The following is a 23,393-nucleotide window of genomic DNA, read 5'->3' on the forward strand; positions in this document are numbered from 1 at the left end:
TGTGTCCTTCTCCAGACCCGTACCCCGTGGCGGGAACGGCTCCCGGCCGGACGGCGGATCCAGGACACGTCTCCGCCAGAACGCCTGTGGGCGAAGTGCGCGTCCGCCGGTGCCCTCCCGTCGGAGCTCGCGTTCCCGTACCCCTCCATGAAAGGGAATCCTGTGAAACCCACCCCTCGGTGGCGCGCGCGGCTGACCGCCGCCGCGCTGCTCGCCGCACCTCTCTGCGCTGTGGCACTGCCAGCCCCCGCCCAGGCCCACACCGTCATCAACGCCCCCGACTTCCAGCAGGTGAGCCTCGCCAGGGGCACCGCCGAGATGGGCGAGCCCATCTCCATGGCGGTCCTGCCGGACCGGTCCGTGCTGCACACCTCCCGGGACGGCACGCTGCGTCTCACGACCGCCGCCGGCGCGACCAAGGTGTCCGGGCGACTCAACGTCTACACCCACGACGAGGAGGGGATGCAGGGCGTCGGCATCGACCCCAACTTCACGACCAACCGCTTCATCTATCTGTACTACGCGCCGCTGCTGTCGACCCCCGCTGGTGACGCCCCGCTCAGTGGCACCGACTTCTCGGTGTGGCAGGGCTACAACCGGCTGTCGAGGTTCGTGCTCAGAACGGACGGCACCCTCGACCTGGCCAGCGAGAAGAAGGTCCTCGACGTCGGCACCGACCGGGGCAACTGCTGCCATGTCGGTGGGGACATCGACTTCGACGCGGCCGGCAACCTGTATCTGAGCACGGGGGATGACTCCAACCCCTTCTACTCCGACGGGTACGCCCCGCTCGACGAGCGCGGCGACAGCAACCCGGTGCTGGACTCGCAGCGCTCGGCGGGCAACACGAACGACCTGCGGGGCAAGGTACTCCGGATCAAGGTCAACGCGGACGCCAGCTACTCGATTCCGGCGGGCAACCTGTTCGCCCCGGGTACCGCGAGAACCCGGCCGGAGATCTACGCGATGGGCTTCCGCAACCCCTACCGGATGACCGTCGACAAGGCCACCGGCATCGTCTACCTCGGCGACTACGGGCCCGACGCGGGGTCCACCAGTTCCGCCCGGGGACCGGCCGGGCAGGTCGAGTTCGACCGGATCCCTTCCGCCGGCAACTACGGCTGGCCGTACTGCACCGGCACGAACACGACGACCGAGACGTACAACGAGTGGAACTTCGCCACCAACTCCACCGGGCCGAAGTACAACTGCGCGGCCCCGGTCAACAACTCCCCGCACAACACGGGCCTGACGAACCTGCCCCCGGCCCGGCCGTCGTGGATCCGGTACGGCGGCGACGCCGGTTCCCCTCCCGAGTTCGGTTCGGGAAGCGAGTCCCCGATGGGCGGCGCGCTCTACCGCTACGACGCGGCCAATCCCTCGGCCACGAAGTTCCCGGCGGACCTGGACGGGCACTTCTTCGCCGCCGAGTTCGGTCGCCGGTGGCTCAGGGCGATCGACGTCAACACCGACGGCAGCGCCGGTTCCATCACGAACTTCCCCTGGTCGGGCACCCAGATCATCGACACGGCGTTCGGACCCGACGGCGCGCTGTACGTCCTGGACTACGGCACCGGCTGGGGCAACGGTGACGCCAACTCCGCGCTCTACCGGATCGAGTACATCGGGGCGACGGCCAACCGGGCCCCGATCGCGGTGGCGTCGGCCGACAAGACGTCCGGCACCGGGCCCCTGGCGGTCACGTTCTCCTCGGCCGGCAGCTCCGACCCGGAGGGCGGGGCGCTGACCTACTCCTGGGCGTTCGGAGACGGCGGCACGTCGACGGCGGCCAGCCCGGCGCACACGTACACCGCGAACGGCCAGTACACCGCCACGCTCACGGTCCGCGACCCGGTGGGCAACACGGGCACGGCGAGCGTGATCATCACGGTCGGCAACACCGCACCCACGGTCACGCTCTCGCTGCCGGGTGACGGGCAGTTGTTCTCCTTCGGGGACACGGTGCCCTTCCAGATCAGTGTGACCGATCCGGAGGACGGCGCGATCGACTGCTCCAAGGTGACGCTGACCTACCTCCTGGGCCACGACACCCACGCCCACCAGATCACGTCGACCACCGGGTGCACGGGGTCGATCGTCGTTCCGGCGGACGGGGAGCACGACGCGTCGGCGAACGTGTACGGGGTGTTCGACGCCCAGTACACCGACAAAGGGGCGCTGACCACGCACACGCAGCACGTGCTGCAGCCCCGGCACCGGCAGGCGGAGCACTTCGCCACCTCGTCAGGGGTCACGAAGTACCTCAAGACGGCGGCCGAGGGCGGCGCGACCGTCGGGGACGTCAACAACGGCGACTGGATCGGCTTCACCACCTACCAGCTGGGCAATGCGAAGTCCTTCGACGCCAGGGTCTCCTCCGGCGGGTCGGGCGGCACGCTGACCCTGCGGACCGGCTCGCCGACCGGGCCGGCCATCGGCTCGGCGACCGTGCCCGTCACCGGTGGTTGGGAGACATTCACGACCGTCACCGGCACGATCACCGCGCCCCCGGCCGCGACCACCAGCCTGTACCTGGTCTTCACCGGTTCCGGCTCCGGCTTCCTGTACGACGTGGACGCCTTCACCCTCAACACCAGCGGCACGACCCCGCCCCCGGGCGTCGGCCCGATCAGGGGCGTCGGCGCCAAGTGCGTGGACGTGGCCGGCGGAGCGACGGCTGACGGCACGAAGATCCAGCTCAACACCTGCAACGGCTCGACCGCGCAGTCGTGGACCACGGGAGGTTCGACGCTCAAGGCGTTGGGCAAGTGCATGAACGTCGCCGGGACCGCCAACAGCACGAACGTGCAGCTGTGGACGTGCAACGGCAGCGCCGGTCAGACCTGGACGCCGCAGTCGGACGGTTCGTTGAAGAACCCGTCGTCGGGTCGGTGCCTGGACGCCTTCGGCGGTAGTTCGGCCGACGGCACCCAGCTGATCATCTGGGACTGCCACGGCGGCACCAACCAGAAGTGGACCCTGCCCTAGCCCCTCCCGGGGGTGGGTGGCGGCTCCGCCCACCCCCGGCTCTCGAAAGGCATCACGATGAGAAGTCTCCTGACCAGAGCGCTGGCGGTGACGGCCACTGCCCTGGCCGTCGGCGCGGGCCTCGCGGCCCCGGCCGTGCACGCCGCCGACGCCTCCTACAAGGTGTTGGTCTTCTCCAAGACCGCGGCGTTCCGGCACGACTCCATCCCCGCCGGCATCCAGGCCGTCCGCACGCTGGGCGCCGCCAACAACTTCACGGTCACCGCGACCGAGGACGCGGCGGCGTTCACCACGACCAACCTGGCCCAGTACCAGGCGGTGGTGTTCATGAGCACCACCGGCGACGTCCTCAACGCCACCCAGCAGGCCGCCTTCGAGTCCTACATCCGGGCCGGCGGCGGCTACGTCGGCGTGCACTCGGCGTCTGACACCGAGTACGCCTGGCCCTGGTACGGCAAACTCGTCGGCGCCTACTTCAAACAGCACCCGGCCCAGCAGAACGCGCTCCTCAAGGTCGAGGACCCCAACCACCCGTCCACCCAGGGCCTGCCAGCGCAGTTCACCCGCTTCGACGAGTGGTACGACTTCCAGACCAACCCGCGCGGGGCCGTGCACGTCCTGACCTCGGTGGACAACAGCTCCTACTCGGGCTCCACGATGGGCAACGACCACCCGATCACCTGGTGCCAGAAGTACGACGGGGGTCGGTCCTGGTACACCGGGCTGGGCCACACCATCGAAAGCTACAGCGAACCGAACTTCCTGCACCTCCTGCTCGGCGGGATCATGACCGCGGCCGGGGCCGTCACGGCCGACTGCTCCGTCGCGGCCACCGGTCGGATCCCCCAGGCCCAGCTGCGGGTCCGGTCGTGCGACAGCCAGGAGCTGTCCGGCGAGAACGCGCCCTGCACCAACGTCCTCGACGGCAACGCCGGCACGTTCTGGCACACCCAGTGGTCGGGGGCCAACCCGACGCCGCCGCACGAGATCCAGCTCGACCTGGGCGCCAGCTACTCCGTGACGAACCTGTACTACCTGCCCCGACAGTCCGGCACCAACGGCCGCATCGCCCGCTACGAGGTGTACGTCTCTACCGACGGCACCACCTGGGGAACCGCCGTGGCGACGGGGACCTTCCCCAACGTGTCGACCGAGCGGACGGTGACGTTCACCGGCAAATCCGGCCGATACGTGCGGCTGCGGGCACTCAGCGAGGTCAACGGCAACCCGTGGACCTCCGTCGCCGAACTCAACGTCGGCGGCACCACCACCCTGCACTGACCCTCGCCGGGTGGGCGGAGTCTGTCGCCCACCCGGCCCCGACACACGCGGGAGGCGCCGTGCGCATCAGTGGCCGGCCAAGCATTTCCCGACCTGACGGTCACCCCGGACACCGTCCCGTGACCGTGAACAGGGCACCGGCGGCACTCAGCGAGCAGTTCGACGCCGAGATCGCCGCGTTCCTGCACCGACGGTACGTCGAGTGGCCGGCCCAGGTGTCCCGGGACCCCCTCGACCAGCTCTCCAGCTTCATCCTGCACGGCGGAAAGCGGCTGCGCCCCACCTTCTGCCACTGGGGCTGGCGGGCGGCCGGCGGCACCGACTCCGCAGGGATCGTCGCGGCAGCCTCCGCGTTGGAGTTCTTCCACGCCTTCGCCCTGGTCCACGACGACGTGATGGACGACAGCGACCTGCGCCGTGGCCGACCGACGGTACACCAGGTATTCGCGACCCAGCACGCGAAACAGCACTGGCGGGGCGACTCCGCAGCCTACGGACGCGCGATCGCGGTGCTCGTCGGCGACCTGTGCGCCGGGTGGGCCGACCAGATGTTCCGCGAGTCCGGACTTGCGCAGGCCGACCTCGACCGCGCCGCCGGAGTCTTCGCGACCATGCGCGCCGAGGTCGTCGCCGGCCAGTACCTCGACCTGCTGACCGCCGCCCGGGGCGGGACCGTGGCCGAGGCGATGACGGTCGCCCGGCTGAAGTCGGCCCGGTACACGGTCACCCGGCCCATGCAGATCGGCGCGGCGCTGGCCGGTGCGGACCCGGTCGTCATGGACCGGTTCGCCACCTTCGGCGACCCGCTCGGCGAGGCGTTCCAACTCCGCGACGACATGCTCGGCCTGTTCGGGGACCCGAGCGTGACGGGCAAGTCGTGCCTGGACGACCTCAGGGCCGCCAAAGCGACCCTGCTCGTCCTGCTGGCCAGGGACCGCGCCGACCCCACGCAACGCGCACAGCTCGACGACCTGGTCGGACAACCACTCCTGGACGAACGGGGAGCCGACGCGGTCCGCGACATCGTCGTACGGACCGGCGCCCTCGCCGAGACCGAGAACCGCATCCTCAAGCTCTCGGCGGCGGCGAGCACGGCGGTGCGCGCCGCACCGGTCGACACCGACGCCGCCCTGCAGATCGTGGCGCTCGCGGCCCGGCTGGCCGACCGACGCGCGTGACCGGTTCGACCCTCGTACAAGACCCGGTACTCATCGCGCAGGGTGCCGGTCCTGACGATCGGCGGGGAGGAAGCCAACTCGGGCGCGGCCGCTCCGAGGACCCCAGGTGCGGCTCCTGAGCGGTGCGGGTTCGTCTATGACGCCCTCGTCGAGGAGCGCCAGGAACGCGTCCACGACCACGGGGTCAAACTGCGTGCCCCGGCCACGGGCGAGCTCGTCGCGGGCGTGGATGTCGGCGAGCACCGGCGAGTACGGTCGGCTGGCGCGCATGGTGGCCCAGGCGTCACAGACGGCGATGACGCGTGCTTCGACGGGGATGTTCGCGCCCGCCAGCCCGCGGGGGTAGCCGGTACCGTCGTACCGTTCGTGGTGGGCGGCGATCAACGGTGCCAGGTCCTGCCGGTCGGCCAGGTGGGTGACCAGACGTGCGCCCTCCTCAGGGTGGCGGCGTATCTGCTCCCATTCCTGCGCGTTCAGCGGGGTCGGTTTCGCCAGGAGCGTCCAGTCGACGCCGATCTTGCCGACGTCGTGCAGTCGGGCGGCGGCGGCGGTGCGGTGTTGGACCGCCTGGTCGAGCCCGACGCGGGCCGCGGTTCTGAGCGACCAGCGCGACACCGCCGCGGAGTGTTCGTGGTCGCCGACCCTGGCGTCGATCTGGTCCGCCAGCCAGATGAGTTCCGCCGGAATCTCGCTGAGCGGATCGAGATCTGGTCGGGACGGCTGGCCGGGACCGACGACGCGGTCGCGCCCCTGGGCCTTGGCGCGATAGACAGCCTGGTCCGCGGCGTTGACGAGCTTGTCGACATCGATCGGCGTGCCTTGCCGAGAAGTCCGGCCGGTGCTCACCCCCAGTGAGGCGGTCAGCACCACGCCGTCCGTCACGTCGGGGATGGTGACCGGTGTCCGGCTCAGCGCCGACCGGATGTGTTCGGCCAACGCGACCGCCGCCTCCTCACCCGTGCCGGGCAGGACACACAGGAACTCCTCGCCGCCGTAGCGGGAGACCAGGTCGCTGGCGCGCAGCGTTCGGCGCAGGCGGTGGGCCGCCTCGACGAGAACGACGTCACCGGCCGCATGCCCGTACGTGTCGTTCACGTTCTTGAAATGGTCGAGATCGATGAGGATCAGGCTCAGCGGCGTCTGGCGACGGGCGGACAGTCCAGCTTCGGCGTGCAGCATCTCCGCGCAGAATCGGCGGTTGTAAAGCCCGGTGAGCGAGTCGGTGTCGGCTGCCGTCTGCAACTGGCGGGTCAGCCGGGCGCGGTCACGCACGGCGAGGATCTGCCGCAACAGCAGCCCCACCATGAGCAGGACGCTTACCGCCAGGGTCACGGCACGCAGTTCGTCGACCAGAACCAGATCGAACACCGCGAGGCCGACGACGGTGAGGAACGCGACCAGTGCCGGGAGGATAGTCATGTCCCGGTCGGGCGTCAGTCGCTGGTCGCCCTCCGACCGGCGCACCGCCACGAGCGCGGCGATGCACAGGAGCACTGCCTCAGCCTGCCAACCGAGGTTCAGCCAGCCCGAACCCGCGTAGGGCTGGATCACGTGGAGGAACTTGGACAGGTACAGGTAGCCGGCTTCACTCGCCGCGGACAGTCCGAACGCGACACCGACGAGGATCATGGACACAGGCACCCTCCGGCGGCCGGCGACCACCGCCGCGATGAGGCTGCTGAAGATACTCATGGAGATCACGGGAAAGAAGAAGGCCACCAGCGCCTGCAGCCCCGCGCTGAGGGAACTCGGCAGGAGCGGCCCGACCACCAGTTCCCAACCGACGGCGAACACCGCAGCGAACACCAGGAGGAAATCGAACAGCCCCCTGGCGCCGCCCAGCACACCGAAACCCAGCCCCACCAGGACCGCCGGCACCGCCGTGGCATACGACAGGAGGTAGCCCAGATCCGCGAACGAGGGAACGGGGGCGTCCTTCGGTGCGAGATAGGCGTAGAGGCCCCAGGTGAGTTCCGCGGCGAACCACAGCGCGTTCGACACGAACATCAGTCGCCAGGCCAGACGGACCCGGCCCTCGGTACGGGCCGCCGCGAACCAGCTCAATACCACGGCGATCACGATGGGGACGAGATACAGGCCGAAGGCGACGAACTTTCCCAACGCGGGCGATCGTTGCCCCGCGGCGATCGCCCCCGCGTACAGCACTATCCAGGCCAGTCCCGCCATGACAGCCCACACCAGGACGCGGTCAAGGCGCGTGTTCCACAGCCCGATCGAGGACCCCGCGGCTGGTCGCCCCACGGCGTCACGACCCTCCGGAGATTCCGATGTGACTACCTTGTGTGATCACTATGTCACAATGATCTAGTTCCCGTTGTCGAAGATCGCCGCGCCGGGCGTGACCCCGGTACATCCTGCAGGTGTGCCCGAATCCGGTCAGGGCGCGCCCCAGCGCGGACGGCGGTGGAATCTGGACAGGATCTCGTCGTGGATCCGGCTGGCGCATCCCGGTGCCCTCGGGACCTGGTAGGCGCCGTCGCGCACCAAGGCCGGTTCCACGAGGTGTCCATGCGGGTTGGCCGTGTATTCGAGCATCCGGCCGTCGAGGGTGCCGGAGACGGCGATGTTGTCGAACATCGCCAGATGCAGGGCCAGTTCGGGGAATCCGACGCCGCCGGGGCGCGGGCGGACGGGTACCCGGTAGTGCGCGGCCAGGAGCAGGACCGCGATCATCTCGTTGATCCCGGCGACCCTGGTCGCGTCCATCCGCAGGACGTCGACCGCGTTGGCCTGGAGCAGTTGTTTGAACACGATCCGGTTGTGCACGGATTCACCGGTGGCGATCCTGATCGGCGTGACGTTGCGCCGGATCGCGGCGTGTCCGAGGACGTCGTCCGGCGACGTGGGTTCCTCGATCCAGCAGGGGTCGAATTCCTTGAGTTCGCGGATCCACTCCGATCCGCCTGACACATCCCATCGTTGGCCGGCGTTGAGCGCTATCGGGATGAGCGGCCCGACCGTGTCGCGGAGGAGCCGCAACCGGCGCCGGTCGTTGGCCAGGTCCTCCCCGACCTCGACCGTGATCTGTTCGAAGCCCGCGGCCACGGCTTCCTCCGCCAGCCGGACCAGGGTCTCGTCGGGATGGCCGAGCCACCCCGGTTCGGCCGTGCACGCCGGATAGCCCTGTGCCCGCAGTTCCTCGGCGCGTGCGGCCCGGCCGGGGAGTGCCTCCTCCAGGAGGTCGGCCGCGTCGATCGGGGTGATCGCCTCGGTGAGGTAGCGGAAGTCGACCAGGTCCACGATCTGGTCCACGGACATTGCGGATAGCAACTCCCACAGGGGTTGCCCGGCCCGTCTGGCCGCAAGGTCCCAGACCGCGTTGATCACGACGCCCATCGCGATGTGCAGGACGCCCTGCTCGGGGCCGAGCCAGCGCAGCTGGGAGTCGTGGAGCAGGCTGCGGGAGAACCCGCCGAGATCGCCGGCGACCTGGTCGACATCGCGGTCGAGGACGAACGGAGCGAGGGCGTCGATGGCCACGACGAGGACGTCGGTGCGGCTGCCGTCGGTGGAGACGAAGGCGGTGCCGTGCTCGCCGGTGTCGGTTTCGAGGGTGAGGTATGCCGCCGAGTAGCCGGCGTCCGGCGCGCCCGTGCCGGACGGCCGCTGTGACCTGGGAATCCGCAGGTCGACGGTGTCGAATCTCGCTACTCTGCTCATTTCATGCCTCTCGGGCTGATGGAGCTGCCAGCGAGAGCCGTCGGTGCTCTGGGGCCGGCTGGGTTCCGTGCGGGTCGCGCCTCCGGGGGATGGCCCGCGCGAGGTGAATCTGTTCCGTTTGCTGCAAATAACGTTATCTCACTGCCGGCGACCTCGAGATGGTGCGTGACGAAGGGTAGGGAGGAGAACGTAAACCTTTTTCGCGTGACCTGTCAAGATTCTAGGGAAATGTAACGGATGCGGTTCGGAGCAGCTTCGACTTCCAGCCGTTTCGGTGCCGTCCGACGCTGGTAGAGGTAACGTTATCCTCAGATTCTTTCGCCAGGAACGTCAACACCGCAGTCCGGGAGAGCGCTTCCTGTGGGTCGACCGGAGTCCGATTCACCACAAAAATGGTGTCGGCGATTTCTGTGAGAGGTCGACTAAGATCCAGAACGACCGGGGAGGGCGGTCACGGTTTCGGCCCGGTCCCGGCACGCGGCGTTCCGCCAGAAGTTGAGCGTTCCCGAGGAGCAGGATGACCCAGCGATCGGCCGACGGGCCCCGGCGTCGCAGACGCCCGACGATGCTGGACGTCGCCCGCGAGGCCGGCGTGGCGCTGCGTACCGTGTCCCGGGTCGTCAACGACGACCCGACCGTCGGTGCCGAACTGGCCCTCCGCATCCGTGCGGCGATCGCCAAGCTCGACTACGCCCCCGACGAACGCGCCCAGCAGCTGCGCCGGGGGACCAGCGGCGTCATCGGGGTGGCCGTGCGCAGCCTCGACGGCCCCAACCCGGTGCTCAGCGCCGTGAACCGGGCCGCCCGCGAGCATCGGATGACCATCCTGGCGATGTCCACCGACGATGAGGAGAACAGCGAACGCGACGCGGTCATGTCGATGTGCCGCCGCAGGGTCGACGGCATCATCATGGAGCCGATCATGGGCAGCCACCAGTATCTGGCGTCGGAGATCGAGTCCGGGATGCCGGTGATCGCCATCGACCGGCCCGTCCAGGGGGTGGAGACCGACGCCGTCCTGTCCGACAACGCCGCCGGCATCGGCATGGCGTTTCGGCATCTCGTCCAGCACGGCCACCAGCGCATCGCCTACATCGGCCACGAGGAGCGCGTCTTCACCGGCCGTGAACGCGCCGCGGCCTTCCGCGCCTGCACCGCCGCCAACGGCGGTCCGGTCGAGGGCATGGTGCACCCGGGTGCCATCGAAGCGGCGCGGATCGCCGCCGCGCTGGCCACCGCGTTCGACGGGGACCGGCCCGCCACCGCCCTGATCACCGGGAACGAGGGGGCCACCGTCGAGGTGCTCCGCCAACTCGGCCCGGCCGCGGGCACCGTGGCCATCGTCGGGTTCGACGACTTCCCGCTCGCCGACATTCTCCGGCCCGGGCTGACCGTGATCGCCCAGGACACCGCGACGATCGGCCGCACCGCCTTCGACCTGCTGCTGGCCCGCACGGCGGACCTCGCCCGCCAGGTCCGGACGGTCACGGTGCCGGTGGAGCTCGTCGTCCGGGGTTCCGGGGAACTCCCGCCGCCAGCCTGAAGATCAACAACATTTTTCGGGTACGCGGACACCTGCCCGTCGTTGATCAGCATGCCCAGGATTCGCCGCAGTCGGTCGCTACGGGGGAGGTGTCGCCGGCGGCCCCAGGGGTGCGGTGCTGATCCCGGTTGGCGGCTGTCGGGTCCAGGCAGTCGGCGGCGTGGGCGTGGGTGAGTTGGGCGACGCGGACGTAGAGGCAGTCCAGGAGGAGGAGCTGGGCGTGGCTGGCCGCTTGTTCCCCGTGCCGGAACGTGGTGCCGTACACGAAGGTCGTGAGCGTGTGCTGGGCCGCCGTGGCCAGCGCCGAGTGCGGTTCGTTCGTGATGGCCACGGTGGTCGCGCCGTTGCGGCGGGCCAGCCGGAGCGCGGATACGATCTCCGGGGTGTCTCCGGAGTGGCAGATGCCGATGGCGGTGTCGCCGTGGCCGAGGAGCGCCGCGCTGATCGCGGCGCGGCGGCCGTCGGGGTGGACCCAGGCCGGCCGGCCGATCCCGTGCAAGCGCAGCTGCATCTCGGTGGCGGCGAGCGCGCTGGTGCCGATCGCGTACAGGTCGATGCGTCGGGCGGTGGCGAGGGACCGGGCGGCGGACTCGGCGGTCGGGTGGTCGAGCTTGTCGGTCGTGCGTTGGACGGAGGCGAGGCCGGCCTGGGTGACCATGGCGACGGCGTGGGCGAGGTCGTCGTCGGGGGTGATGTCGAATCCGACGTCGATGTGCCAGCGTCGCGCGGTCTCGTGGCCGATCTCGCGGGCCAGGCGCAACCGCAGGTCGTGGAAGCCCGCGAGGCCGATGGCCTGGCAGAACCGGGTGACGGCCGCCGGGGAGGTGCTGCTGCGCAGGCCCAGGGACGCGACGGTCAGGGTGACGGCGGTGTCCGGATCGGCGAGGATGGTCCGGCCGATCGCGCGCAGGCCGTCGGGTAGGCGCGGTAGGGCGTTCTCGATGATGGTCAACAGGCTGGTGCCGCCGGTCGGTGAACTGTCCATCACGCCTCCAGAGTGGTTGGTTCCTGCGGGACCGTCGGGAGCGGCGAGGTGCCGGATCCCGGGCTACCGGGCCGGCGACCGGGTGCGGCGGGCCAGTGCCGCGAGCGCGAGGAGGGCGACGAGGAGCGCGCCGATCGCCCATGCCGCCCAGGTGGTGATGGTGTGGGCCGCGGTGGGCCCAGCGGGTTCCGTCGGTGGGAAGTCAGGTGGAAAGCCGACGTAGCTGGTGCCGACGTCGAGCTGCAGGTGTCCGTAGCCGAGGGCAGGTTCGGCCGCTTGGACGGTGACGTCCCAGCGGCCGACGGGCAGGAGCGTGGTCGACTCGTACACGCTCGTCCCGCCCGGCAGGGCCGGCATCCGTGCGGGGCCGATCCGGGTCGTGGGTCCGGCCTGGGCGGCGGTGGCGGTGAGGGTGACGTCGACCGGGACGGTGACCCGGTGGCCGTCGTCGGTCCAGGTGGCCACCGCCCTGACCCTTCCCGCGCCGTCGCCGGCCAGGGTGAAGGTGATGGTGGAGCCGTGCGCGTGGGCCGGTGCTGGTCGCAGGACGGCCGCGCAGACCAGGACTGCGGCGGCGAGAACGAGGTGCCGGGTGCGGTTTCGCATCGGGTATCCCATCGGTGGGGGGAGCGGGGTGACCGGAGCGACCCGGTCACCCCGGATCTCAGGTGCCGGCGACAGCGATCTCCGCAGCCGACGTCCACGGGTTCCCATTGACCTCGGACAGCGCGCGCAGCTTCACGTACCGGCCGGCTTTGGCCGCGAAGGTGGCTGTCTCCTCGGTGGCCGTGTTGGTCCAGGTGCCGGTGGCGACCGGGGTGCCCCAGGTGACGCCGTCGGTGGAGACGTACACCTCGTAGCGGGCGATGCGGCCGTTGGTGCCGGTCTGGCGGGGCAGGTAGTACACGCTGGTCACCTGGTAGGTGGCATGCAGGTCGAGTTGGATCTCGTGCGGGGGTGGCGGGTTGGCGCCGGACCACTGGGTGTGCCAGATGGTCGCGGGGTTGCCGTCGACGGCGTTGGCCGCCGCGCCGTTCTCCCCTGTGGTCTCCTGGCTGTCGGCGGACCGCACCGTCAGCCCCGGGATGCGGCCCGGTGCCGGGTTGCCGCCCCCGACGGCGATCAGGAAGGCGCTGTCGGCGACGTTCCAGTGCGTGGCGAGGAAGCTGCCGGCAGGCGGGTTGGTGTGGAAGTAGTCGTCGTGGTTGCAGTCGAAGCGGTTCTCGTGCGCCCGGTCCGGACACACGTAGCGCATCTGCGGGTAGTAGGGCTCATCCGAGTAGCACATGACGTCGTACTCGTCGGTGCAGTGCGCGCCTCCGCTGGAGTTCGGCGCGTTGTTGCTGACCGCACCCAGGTTGTGCCCGAGCTCGTGGGCCATGGTGAACCCGTCCCAGCAGCCGTTGTCCGACCGGGAGAACGTCGGGCCGAAGTTGCTGCGGTTGGCGGCGGACTTCGTGTCGTCGCCGGCGAACTCGCCGATGCCGCAGTACACGTTGGTGTCGACGAGGGTGGCGTACTTGCGGTCGACGCGGGTGTAGCCCAGGGCCTTCAGCGCGTCGATGGTCCCGCCGAAGGTGGCGATCGCGGCGGCGGACACGGCGACGTTCAGAACGGTCGGCGCGCAGGCCGCGTCGTGGACGAACCGGACCCGCCGGGTGCCGCCGGTCTCCTTGGCGCTCTCGTTGAAGATGGTGTCCATATCCAGCGACCACTGCACGAACGACGCCTTGTACTGGTTGTACCGGTCATTGTTCGGGCCGTGCACGTAGAGGACCTGGACCCGGTTTCCGGAAACGCCGTCACCGACGCACTGCGCCGCAGCGGCCGCCGCGGCCAGCGTGGCGCGCACCGGTGCCACCGGGCGCTTCACGTCCATGCCCGGGGGCGTCGCGTCGGGGCCATGGGTGCAGCCCCCGGTCGCCCGGACCCGGAACAGCCCGGCGCACGCGGCGCTTCCGGGGACCAGGTCGCGGTAGACCATGCCCTTGCTGGCCTGGTCGGCGGGTACCCGCGACTGCTCGGGTGTCGGGGCGGACGCACCCGCCGCCGCGGGCAGTCCGAAGCTGAGGGCGATGACCGCGGCGACCGCGAGCCATCGTGACGAGGGGTGGGACATGGGGCACTCAATTCACTGTGAGGGGAGGGGCACCGCGTCGGCGACAGGTTGACGGGACGCGGTTCATGAGCGCGTCGGGCTGACAGCGCCCGGCGCGCCCGATCCTGGCGGGGACGGCAGCCTGGGGTTTCGTGTTCGTGGAGCAGGGCCGGAGTGCGGAGACGGCCCTGGCGCGCCGGGAATGTCGTAGGGGTACGGCGCGCTGGGGCTTTGGCCCGGGGAGCTTGCGGGCATGTCGACGCGCCGGAGGGCCGCTGGGCCAGCCGGCGACGTGGGGTGCGCGGTGACATGGGCAGCTACGCGGGAGCGCGCTATCGCAGGCGCGCTCCGGCGGTGTCCGCGGGTGAGGGGATTGCTTGCTGTCCCTGACGTCTCGGACTGCCGTGATGTCAGCGGGTGGGGTCGGGCGCGGTCAGTGGGCGTGTCGTGGTTCCCGCCAGGGCGGGCATCGCCAGCTGTCGCGTGCGGCCGGTTGGCCCTGCCGGGCCGCCGGGTGCCGAAGGGTCCTGGGTGGGCAGTGCCATGCGGAGTGTGAGGAGGGCTTCGAGCAGACCGGGTCATGGCTTCCATTAGCCGACCACGGGGAAACGATGTCAATAGATGCGCGCAAACGCGCAGTTGTGAGCAGCTACGCGCAGTCGGGGTGCGCGCCAGGACCGCTTCAAGCATGGTTTGCGCGCGGTGCGTGGCGGCCCCACGGTTGTGAAATAACCTTATCTATCTCCGTGCGGATGGGGTCAGATCCTCGGGTAGCCGGTACATGTGCTTCGGAGGTTCCGGCGGCGTTCCTGGGGCGCCAAAGGGCGGTTGAACTGCTGTGATGTGGCAATAGTGCACTCGTCATGGCCGGCGGCTGCCGTGGCAGCGCGTGCCATTATGTTGGAGTCTGTTGACTAGGGCGGTGTGTTGTGTTGGAGTTCTCGTTATCGGAACTGCGATGGATTCCCCCGTCCACCAGCCGCCCGGGGGGACTCGGACTGCTCGACTGACAGCGAGCGGCTTGTTTCCGAGCATGCCCGCTGATCGCACAGCGGGGGTGCGCAGTTTTTCTCGGCCGTCCCGGAGTCGTGGCCGCGGGCGGGGTTGAGCCGTCGATTCCGTTGTGGATCGACGAAGCGTCCCCCGTCGATGACCACCATCGCGGGCGTTACCCCTCAGAGGAGAAGTCCGATGCTCACCCATCCCTGGCTGCGCGTTCCCCGCCGCAGACCCATCGCGGCCCTGGTGCTGCTGGTCCTCGCGACCTCGTTGCTGGTCACCTGGAAGGCCCCGGCGGCCCACGCGGCGACGTCGATCACGGTCAACGGCACCGGTTCGGGCCGGGTGTTCGACGGGGTCGGCGCGATCAGCGGGGGTGGCGGTAACTCGCGCCTGCTGTTCGACTACCCCGAGCCGCAGCGCTCCCAGATCCTGGACTACCTGTTCAAGCCCGGCTACGGCGCGGACCTGTCCATCCTCAAGGTGGAGATCGGCGGGGACACCAACTCCACCGACGGCGCCGAGCCCAGCCACATGCACTCCGCAACCGACGAGAACTACCAGCGTGGCTACGAGTGGTGGCTGATGGAACAGGCCAAGGCGCGTAACCCCAACATCAAGCTGGCGGCCCTGTCCTGGGGCGCGCCGGGCTGGATCGGGGGCGGGAACTTCTGGTCCCAGGACATGATCAACTATCTGACCAAGTGGATCCAGCACGCCCAGTCCGACCACAACCTGACCATCGACTACCTGGGCGGTTGGAACGAGCGGGGCTCGAATGCCGCATGGTTCGTCAACCTGCGCAGCAGTCTGAACTCCAGCGGCCTGTCCTCGGTGAAGCTCGTGGCCAACGACGACAACGGTTGGAACGCCGCCGACGAGATGGCCGGCAACACTGCGTTCCGCAACGCCGTGGACATCGTCGGCTCGCACTACACCTGCGGGTACCTGTCGGACCAGTCGACGTGCTCGAGCACCAGCACGGCGCAGGGGATCGGCAAGCCGCTGTGGGCCAGTGAGAGCGGCTCGCAGGACTACAACACCGGTGCGGCCGCGGTGGCCCGGGGCATCAACCGGGGCTACATCGACGCGAAGATGACCGCGTACATCAACTGGCCCATCGTCGCGGCGCTGTACCAGAACCTGTACTTCTCCACCGATGGCCTGGCCCTGGCAGACCAGCCCTGGTCGGGCGCCTACAGCGTGGGTAAGACGACGTGGGCGTTGGCGCACACCGGTCAGTTCGCCCAGCCGGGTTGGCGCTACCTCGACGCAGCCAGCGGCTACCTGGGCGGCAACCGCGCCAACGGCAGCTACGTCGTACTGAAGTCCCCGAACAACGTGGACTACAGCACCGTCATCGAGACCCTGGACGCCAGCTCCTCGCAGACGGCCACATTCGCCATCACCGGCGGCCTGTCCACCGGGGCGGTGCACGTCTGGGCCACCAACATGCGCTCGGGCAACGCCTCGGACTACTTCGTGCGGCAGTCCGACATCACCCCGTCCGGCGGCGGCTACACGATCACCCTGCAACCCGGCTACCTCTACAGCCTGACCACCACCACCGGCCAGGGCAAGGGCACCGCGACCTCCCCCGCCCGCTCGGCCCTCGCCCTGCCCTACACGGACAATTTCGACGGGTACGCCGCCAACCGGTCCCCGCGCTACTTCACCGACATGAACGGCTCCTTCGAGACCGTGCCCTGCGCCGCCGGCCGGGCCGGGACCTGTGTGCGGCAGATGGCGCCGGCCACCCCGATCCGGTGGACGGACGAACCCTTCAACGCCCCGTACACGATGATGGGCGAAAGGGGTTGGACCGACTACACCGTCAGCGTCGACGCGCTGATGGAGCAGTCCGGTGCCGTCGAGGTCCTGGGCCGCATCGGGCAGCAGAACCGGAACAACAACGGCCTCGACGCCTACCACCTGCGCCTCGCCGACACCGGCGCCTGGTCGATCCAGCGCAGCAACTCCACCTGGGGATTCACCACCCTCGCCAGCGGCACCACCGCCGCGCCGGGCACCAACCAGTGGCACAACCTGGCGTTCTCCTTCCAGGGCTCCACCATCACCGCCAAGCTCGACGGCACCACCCTCGGCACCGCGAACGACGGCACCATCCCCGCCGGAATGGCCGGGTTCGGCGTCACCGGCTACCGCACCGCCCAGTACGACAACTACGCCGTCACCACCGGCTCCACCGGCACGGAGACTGTGAGCGTCACCAACCCGGGCGCGCAGAGCAGCACTAACGGCACTGCGGTCTCCCAGCAGATCACCGCGACCGACTCGCAGGGCAAAGCCCTGACGTTCTCGGCGACGGGCCTGCCGGCCGGGCTGTCGATCAGCTCCTCCGGGCTGATCACCGGCACCCCGACGACGAACGCCACCTCGAACGTGACTGTGACCGCCTCGTCGGGCACAGCCAGCGGCCAGACGTCGTTCAGCTGGACCGTGAACCCGGTCGGCAGCGGGAACCTCAACGGCACCCGGACAGTCATCGCGTCCGGCAAGGCCTTGGATGACCCGGGCCATTCCACGACCGCCGGCACCCAGCTGATCACCTGGTCACCGAGTGGTGGGCTGAACCAGAAGTGGGTGTTCACCCAGCAGGCCGATGGTTCCTACCGGATCACCAATGCCGAGTCGAACCTGTGCGTCGACGTCAGCGGGGCTTCGGGGTCGGCCGGTGCGCAGATCCTGCAGTGGACGTGTGGCAATGGCAGCAACCAGCGGTGGATCGCCACCCCGGTGACCGGCGGCTACACGCTCACCTCGCAGAGCAGTGGACTCCTGCTCACTACCGCGTCGACCGCCGACGGGGCGCTGATCACCCAGCAGGCCAATACCAACTCGGCCCTGCAGCACTGGGCGATCAGCTGACACCGCCGCCACCGGCGCTGTCCTGAGACCGGGACGCGGCTGCGGCGGTCGGAGCCCCCCTCCCTCGACGCCGCAGCCGTGTCCCACCGATCGGCATTTCGCAGTTCCGGCCGGGCTCCATCGAGGTTCCCGCAACTTTGACCCGTCCGTCCGGACGGTCCCTTGGAAAGGAAACACCCGTGTCCCATTCTCGAAAGGCGCGTGCGGCAGCAGGTGCCGCGCTGACGTTGGCCCTGGTCGGCGCGTTGGTGACGACGGCGTCGACGGCGTCGGCGCTACCGCCCGGCGCCACCTACACGGTCTCCGCCGGGTCGACCGGCAACTATCCGTACCCGACCGACACGCAGGCGGGTACGTACATCGACAAGGACGGCACGTTCTACTCCCAGCAGTCCGCGGCGCTGTACGGCGCGTCGGACCCCCGGTTCTGGGAGTTCTACACCGGCACCAACCTCGATACCGCGACGAAGTCGAGCACGCTGAGCAACTTCGTGAACCCGGCCAACTCCAACGACCGCAACAACGACACGACCTGGCGGTGCGACAACAGCCCCACCGGTCTGGCGGCCACCAACGCGCCGGCGGGATCCGGCTACGCGCACCGCAACTACTGCGACCTCGCGGGGGTGTGGGTCGACCCGGACACCGGCAACTGGCACGGCCTGGTGCACAACGAGTTCACCCCGGAGCCGTTCGGCGACGGCCTGCACTTCGACGCCATCGACCACACCGTGTCGACGGACCAGGGCCGGACCTGGACCATCGACAGCCATGTGATCACCTCGCCCTACAGCACCCAGCGGGGCGACACGGCGGCGTTCCCGAACCAGACCTACGACTACGGCGACGGCGACCAGCGGCTGTTGGTCGACACGGCCTCGGGCTACTTCTACTCCTTCTACGGTTCGAGGATCGTCGACAAGAGCGGCGGCTGGCGGGCCTATTACTCCCATGTGGCGCGGGCTCCCATGTCGGGCAAGATGGCGTCCGGCACGTGGCAGAAGTGGTACAACGGCTCCTGGTCGCAGCCCGGCGTGGGCGGCAAGGAAAGCAACATGGTGCCGGTCACCGGCTCCAACCCCAACGGGTACACGCCAGCGAGCGCCGAGTACAGCCCGATGAACACCGGGACGGCCAGCCAGCAGATCGCCGCCGGCAAGATGCCCGCGACGTCCCCCATGTTCGTCATGAACGTCACGTACAACGCCTACCTCGGTGTGTACCTGGGCACCCCGCAGGCCGTCGACCAGTCCGGCAACGCACCGCAGGAGTACTACGCCACCGACGACCTGGCCACCCAGAAGTGGACCCGCATCGGTGACTCCGGCAGTTACCACACCGCGTCGTGGTACCGCTGGTTCCTCGACGGCGCCAACAAGACGAGCTCCACGATCGTCGGGAAGACGTTCCGGTCCTACTGCTCGATCGCCTGCGCCGGTTCCTCCGGCCAGTACGTCAACATGACCATCGACTCCAACATGCCCGCCCCCGCACCCGTGGACCTGTCCAAGACGTACACCATCGGAAGTGGTTCGGGTCGGGTCCTGGCCCAGTCGTCGGGCAGCTCGGCGACCATCTCCGTCGGCGCGGCCACCGGCTCGGCGCTGGAGGCGTGGTCGTTCACCAGCCTCACTGACGGTTCCTACCGGATCACCAACGCCTCCACCGGCCAGGCCCTCGGCGTCGACGGCGCTGTCACGACGACCCGGGCGTGGGGCGCCAAGCCCACGGTCACCGCCGTCAACACCGGCAACGTCGGCCAGCAGTGGTTCATCGTCAAGAACAGCTCCGGCGGCACTTTCCGGCTCGTCAACCGCTACAGCGGACTCGTGCTGGGCATGTCGGCCGACGCCAGCCGGCTCGCGGAGACCACGCCGACCCGGGACTGGACCAACACCACCGGCAACTCCGTCGGCGGCAACCGCACCGGCGCCGAGCAGATCCTGACGCTCACCCAGTCCGGCTCCACGGGCACCGAAACGGTCGGTGTCACCAACCCCGGTGCCCAGACCAGCACCAACGGCACCGCCGTCTCGCTGCAGGTCACCGCCGTCGACTCGCAGAACAAGCCGTTGACGTATTCGGCGACGGGCCTGCCGGCCGGGCTGTCGATCAGCTCCTCCGGGCTGATCACCGGCACCCCGACCACCAACGCCACGTCGAACGTGACCGTGACCGCCTCGTCGGGCACAGCCAGCGGCCAGACGTCGTTCAGCTGGACCGTCAACCCGGTGAGCAGCGGCAACCTCAACGGCACCCGGACGGTGATCGCCTCCGGCAAGGCTCTGGATGATCCGGGCCATTCCACGACCGCCGGCACCCAGCTGATCACCTGGTCGCCGAGTGGTGGCCTGAACCAGAAGTGGGTGTTCACCCAGCAGTCCGACGGCTCCTACCGGATCACCAACGCCGAGTCGAACCTGTGCGTCGACGTCAGCGGCAACTCGTCGAGTGCCGGCGCCCAGATCCTGCAGTGGACCTGCGGCTCCGGAAGCAACCAGCGCTGGATCGCCACCCCGGTGACCGGCGGCTACACCCTCACCTCGCAGAGCAGTGGCCTGTTGCTCACCACCGCGTCGACCGCCGACGGCGCGTTGATCACCCAGCAGCCCAACACCGGCTCCGCGTTGCAGCGCTGGGCGATCAGCTGACGCCACCACCGACTCAGGTCGCGACCTGAACCAGCGCGACCTGACAACCACCGCCGCCCGGGGTACCGAGGGCTACGCCGGGCGGCGGTGGGACCCCTCGACGAACCACCCCTCGAACGACGCCAGCGGCACGGCATGACGTGTCGCCCCACCCTGGAGGAACTGACATGACCATCCCCTCACTGCCGTCCGATGCCGCCGGCCCGGCCCGGCGAACGCCGTCGCGCCGATCGATGTTGAAGGCAGCCGGCGTGGCCGGTGCCGCCATGACACTCGGCGGACTGCGGGCCTTCGACGCCCAGGCCCGAGTGGCCGGACCCGCTGCGCTGTCGCTGGTCCCGGAGGCGCAGGCGACGAGACTGTGGTACCCGACCCCGGCCGCCGAGTCGGCGATCATCACCCAGGGCCTGCCCGTCGGCAACGGTCGCATCGGTGGCCTGATCGGCGGGGACCCGTCGCGGGACTTCCTGTGGCTGACCGACACCACGCTGTGGACCGGCGGCCTCAACGCGTCGCTGGGCGGGGACGGGCAGTTCCCGTACGACAGCGCGAGTTTCGGCACCTTCACGATGCTGGCCAAGGCATACGTCTCCGTACCGGCGCACACGATCGGCGCGATCAGCGGCTACCAGCGGGCCCTCGACCTGAGCAACGGCATCGTGACCACGTCCTACACGTACCAGGGTGTGACGTACCGGCGGGAGATGTTCGCCAGCTACCCCGACGACGTGATCGTGATCCGCCTGACCCAGACCGGCGGTGGGTCCTACACCGGCTCGGTCAGCCTCAACGGGATGCACGGCGAGACGACCACCGCCGACGGGACCACCAGGACCGCCTCCTTCTCCGCCACCCTGTCCAACGGCCTGCGGTACGCCGCCGCCGTCACCGCTGCGGGCACCGGCGGAACGGCCGCGACGAGCGGTAACACCGTGACCTTCACCGGCTGCTCCGAGGTGGTTGTCGTCGTGTCCGGTGGCACGAACTACACGCCGGACGCCGCTGCGGCGTTCAAGAACGCGGCCCTGGACCCCTGGGCCGTCGCGGTGTCCAAGGCGACCACGGCGAAGAACATCGCCGGCGCGACGTTGCTGGCCACCCACACCGGCGACTACCAGGCCCTGCACGACACGGTCACCGTCAACCTCGGCGTGTCCTCGGCGACCCAGACATCCAAGGACACCTGGGCGAGACTGCAGGCGCGCGCGTCCTCCGGCATTCCCGACCCGGAGCTGGAGGCCAGCTACCTGCACTTCGGCCGCTACCTCGCGATCACCTCCTCGCGCGGCAGTGTCCCCACGAACCTGCAGGGCATGTGGATCGACCGCCCCGACCCGGACTGGATGAGCGACTACCACACCAACATCAACCTGCAGATGAACTACTGGCTCGCCGACCGCGCCGGCCTGGCCCCGACGTTCATGGCGCTGGCCGACTACTGCGTGTCCCAGCTGTCGTCGTGGACCACCCAGACGCAGCGCTTCTTCAACGACTCCCGCAACCGCTACCGCAACTCCAACGGCCGGATCGCCGGCTGGACCGTGGCCACCTCCGCCAACATCTACGGTGGCCTGGGCTGGGACTGGAACGCGCCAGGCAACGCCTGGCTGTGCATGAACCTGTGGGAGCACTACCAGTACACGAACGACGCGGCCTACCTGAACAAGATCTATCCGCTGCTCAAGGGCGCCGTCCAGTTCTGGGAGGCCCGGCTGATCACCACCACCGTCAACGGGGCAACGGTCCTCATCGACGACACCGACTGGTCCCCGGAACACGGCCCGTACGTCAAGGGCGTCACCTACGCCCAGGAACTCGTCTGGGCCCTGTTCGACCTCTACCGCAAAGCCAGCGCGGCCCTGGGCCGCGACGTCGCCTACGCGCAGACCATCGCCGGCCTGCAGAACCAGCTCTACCTGCCCGTCGTCAGCCCCACCACCGGCTGGCTCGAGGAGTGGATGTCCCCGGACAACCTCGGCGAGACCCAGCACCGGCACCTGTCCCCGCTCGTGGGCCTGTTCCCAGGCGACCGGATCACGGCCGACGGCAGCCCGGCGGCACTGCTCACCGGCGTGCGCAACCTGCTCACCGCCCGGGGCGAGGGCGGCTACGGTTGGGCCACGGCATGGCGGTCCGTCTGCTGGGCCAGGCTCAAGGACTCCGCCAAGGCCTATCAGATGCTGATGGTCAACCTGCGGCCGTCGATCAACGGCAGCGCCGGCACCTCGCAGAACTTCTTCGACATCTACGGCGGCGGCAGCAAGCCCATTTTCGAGATCGACTCCAATTTCGGTACCCCCACGGCCATGGTCGAGATGCTCCTCTACAGCCGCCCCGGCCTGATCGAACTCCTCCCCGCCCTCCCCGGTGCCTGGGCCGCGTCCGGCAGCGCGACCGGCCTCGGCGCACGCGGTGGCTTCACCGTCGACCTGGCGTGGCAGAACGGGAAGGTCACCACCGCGACGATCCGCAGCACCACCGGCACCGCGACCACGGTGAAGGCGGGGACCTGGAGCCAGCAGATCAGCCTCCAGCCCGGGCAGTCCGTCACGGTCACCCCGACGTCCACGCCCACGCCCGGCCGGATCCCGCAGTCGCAGCTGTCCGTCCGCTACGTGGACAGCCAGGAAACCTCCGGCGAGAACGCGCCGGGCACGAACGTGCTCGACGGCAACCCCGCCACGTTCTGGCACACCCAGTGGTCGGGGGCCAACCCGACGCCGCCGCACGAGATCCAGCTCGACCTCGGCGCCAGCTACTCGGTGACCAACCTGTACTACCTGCCCCGGCAGAACATGGCCAACGGCCGGATCGCCAACTACGAGGTGTACGTCTCCACCGACGGCACCACCTGGGGCACAGCGGTGAAGACCGGCACCTTCGCCAACAACACCACCGAACAGGCCGCCACCTTCACAGCCAAGACCGGCCGCTACGTGCGGCTGCGTGCCCTGAGCGAGGTCAACGGCAACCCGTGGACCTCCATCGCCGAACTCAACGTCGGCACCGGATAGGCGCGGCGATCTGACAGCCACCTCGCCCGGCCCGACGCAACCGCGCGCCGGGTGAGGTGGGCGGTCAAGGGCCGTCGGCCGGCTCA

12 protein-coding genes are annotated in these 23,393 nt (G+C 69.4%); 7 read left to right on the forward strand and 5 right to left on the reverse strand.

Features of this window, described 5'->3' with window-relative positions; all coding sequences use genetic code 11:
• Positions 1–147: 147 nt before the first annotated feature.
• From IW245_RS01515 to IW245_RS01525, 3 genes are all read left to right on the forward strand, one after another.
• A complete protein-coding gene (locus tag IW245_RS01515; protein WP_197001396.1) occupies positions 148–2,988 on the forward strand; it encodes a PQQ-dependent sugar dehydrogenase in 2,841 nt (946 codons plus the stop codon).
• Positions 2,989–3,045: 57 nt separating this feature from the next.
• The gene (locus IW245_RS42570; RefSeq protein ID WP_372445067.1) at positions 3,046–4,269 is read left to right on the forward strand and encodes a ThuA domain-containing protein; all 1,224 of its coding nucleotides are present in this window, start codon (positions 3,046–3,048) and stop codon (positions 4,267–4,269) included.
• 125 nt (positions 4,270–4,394) lie between these two features.
• Positions 4,395–5,447 carry a polyprenyl synthetase family protein gene (locus IW245_RS01525; RefSeq protein ID WP_233473162.1) on the forward strand — a complete coding sequence of 351 codons (1,053 nt, stop codon included), beginning with the start codon at positions 4,395–4,397 and terminating at the stop codon, positions 5,445–5,447.
• 30 nt (positions 5,448–5,477) lie between these two features.
• Here the strand turns inward: IW245_RS01525 and IW245_RS01530 are convergent, their stop codons facing one another.
• The gene (locus IW245_RS01530) at positions 5,478–7,634 is read right to left on the reverse strand and encodes a bifunctional diguanylate cyclase/phosphohydrolase (RefSeq protein WP_197001398.1); all 2,157 of its coding nucleotides are present in this window, start codon (positions 7,632–7,634) and stop codon (positions 5,478–5,480) included.
• A gap of 210 nt (positions 7,635–7,844) precedes the next feature.
• On the reverse strand, positions 7,845–9,128 hold the full coding sequence (locus IW245_RS01535) for an enolase C-terminal domain-like protein (protein WP_197001399.1): 1,284 nt from the start codon (positions 9,126–9,128) through the stop codon (positions 7,845–7,847).
• Positions 9,129–9,645: 517 nt separating this feature from the next.
• Between IW245_RS01535 and IW245_RS01540 the strand changes: the two genes are divergently transcribed.
• Positions 9,646–10,671 carry a LacI family DNA-binding transcriptional regulator gene (locus tag IW245_RS01540; protein ID WP_231398620.1) on the forward strand — a complete coding sequence of 342 codons (1,026 nt, stop codon included), beginning with the start codon at positions 9,646–9,648 and terminating at the stop codon, positions 10,669–10,671.
• 46 nt (positions 10,672–10,717) lie between these two features.
• On the opposite strand, the gene IW245_RS01545 is transcribed toward IW245_RS01540, so the two are convergent.
• The 3 genes from IW245_RS01545 to IW245_RS01555 all read right to left on the reverse strand — a co-directional run bounded on the left by IW245_RS01545 (position 10,718) and on the right by IW245_RS01555 (position 13,775).
• On the reverse strand, positions 10,718–11,656 hold the full coding sequence (locus IW245_RS01545) for a MurR/RpiR family transcriptional regulator (protein ID WP_231399159.1): 939 nt from the start codon (positions 11,654–11,656) through the stop codon (positions 10,718–10,720).
• A 63-nt stretch (positions 11,657–11,719) separates the two neighbouring features.
• Positions 11,720–12,262 carry a hypothetical protein gene (locus tag IW245_RS01550; protein ID WP_197001401.1) on the reverse strand — a complete coding sequence of 181 codons (543 nt, stop codon included), beginning with the start codon at positions 12,260–12,262 and terminating at the stop codon, positions 11,720–11,722.
• Positions 12,263–12,320: 58 nt separating this feature from the next.
• A complete protein-coding gene (locus tag IW245_RS01555) occupies positions 12,321–13,775 on the reverse strand; it encodes a discoidin domain-containing protein (RefSeq protein WP_197001402.1) in 1,455 nt (484 codons plus the stop codon).
• Between the two features lie 1,170 nt (positions 13,776–14,945).
• Here IW245_RS01555 and IW245_RS01560 point away from each other — a divergent pair.
• From IW245_RS01560 to IW245_RS01570, 3 genes are all read left to right on the forward strand, one after another.
• A complete protein-coding gene (locus tag IW245_RS01560; protein ID WP_197001403.1) occupies positions 14,946–17,642 on the forward strand; it encodes an RICIN domain-containing protein in 2,697 nt (898 codons plus the stop codon).
• A gap of 179 nt (positions 17,643–17,821) precedes the next feature.
• Positions 17,822–20,293, forward strand: coding sequence for an RICIN domain-containing protein (locus tag IW245_RS41400; protein WP_267920123.1), 2,472 nt, complete (start codon positions 17,822–17,824; stop codon positions 20,291–20,293).
• Positions 20,294–20,460: 167 nt separating this feature from the next.
• Positions 20,461–23,307: a glycosyl hydrolase family 95 catalytic domain-containing protein gene (locus tag IW245_RS01570; RefSeq protein ID WP_197001404.1), complete on the forward strand. Its 2,847-nt coding sequence runs from the start codon at positions 20,461–20,463 to the stop codon at positions 23,305–23,307.
• Positions 23,308–23,393 lie beyond the last annotated feature (86 nt).

Source organism: Longispora fulva (assembly GCF_015751905.1).
Taxonomy (GTDB): domain Bacteria; phylum Actinomycetota; class Actinomycetes; order Mycobacteriales; family Micromonosporaceae; genus Longispora; species Longispora fulva.

What these genes read in the sequence shown, in the direction of transcription:
- IW245_RS01515 (WP_197001396.1), top strand. Translation starts at nt 148, where the DNA reads ATGAAAGGGAATCCTGTGAAACCCACCCCTCGGTGGCGCGCGCGGCTG.
- IW245_RS42570 (WP_372445067.1), top strand. Translation starts at nt 3,046, where the DNA reads ATGAGAAGTCTCCTGACCAGAGCGCTGGCGGTGACGGCCACTGCCCTG.
- IW245_RS01530 (WP_197001398.1), bottom strand. Translation starts at nt 7,634, where the DNA reads ATGGCGGGACTGGCCTGGATAGTGCTGTACGCGGGGGCGATCGCCGCG.
- IW245_RS01535 (WP_197001399.1), bottom strand. Translation starts at nt 9,128, where the DNA reads ATGAGCAGAGTAGCGAGATTCGACACCGTCGACCTGCGGATTCCCAGG.
- IW245_RS01540 (WP_231398620.1), top strand. Translation starts at nt 9,646, where the DNA reads ATGACCCAGCGATCGGCCGACGGGCCCCGGCGTCGCAGACGCCCGACG.
- IW245_RS01545 (WP_231399159.1), bottom strand. Translation starts at nt 11,656, where the DNA reads ATGGACAGTTCACCGACCGGCGGCACCAGCCTGTTGACCATCATCGAG.
- IW245_RS01550 (WP_197001401.1), bottom strand. Translation starts at nt 12,262, where the DNA reads ATGCGAAACCGCACCCGGCACCTCGTTCTCGCCGCCGCAGTCCTGGTC.
- IW245_RS01555 (WP_197001402.1), bottom strand. Translation starts at nt 13,775, where the DNA reads ATGTCCCACCCCTCGTCACGATGGCTCGCGGTCGCCGCGGTCATCGCC.
- IW245_RS01560 (WP_197001403.1), top strand. Translation starts at nt 14,946, where the DNA reads ATGCTCACCCATCCCTGGCTGCGCGTTCCCCGCCGCAGACCCATCGCG.
- IW245_RS01570 (WP_197001404.1), top strand. Translation starts at nt 20,461, where the DNA reads ATGACCATCCCCTCACTGCCGTCCGATGCCGCCGGCCCGGCCCGGCGA.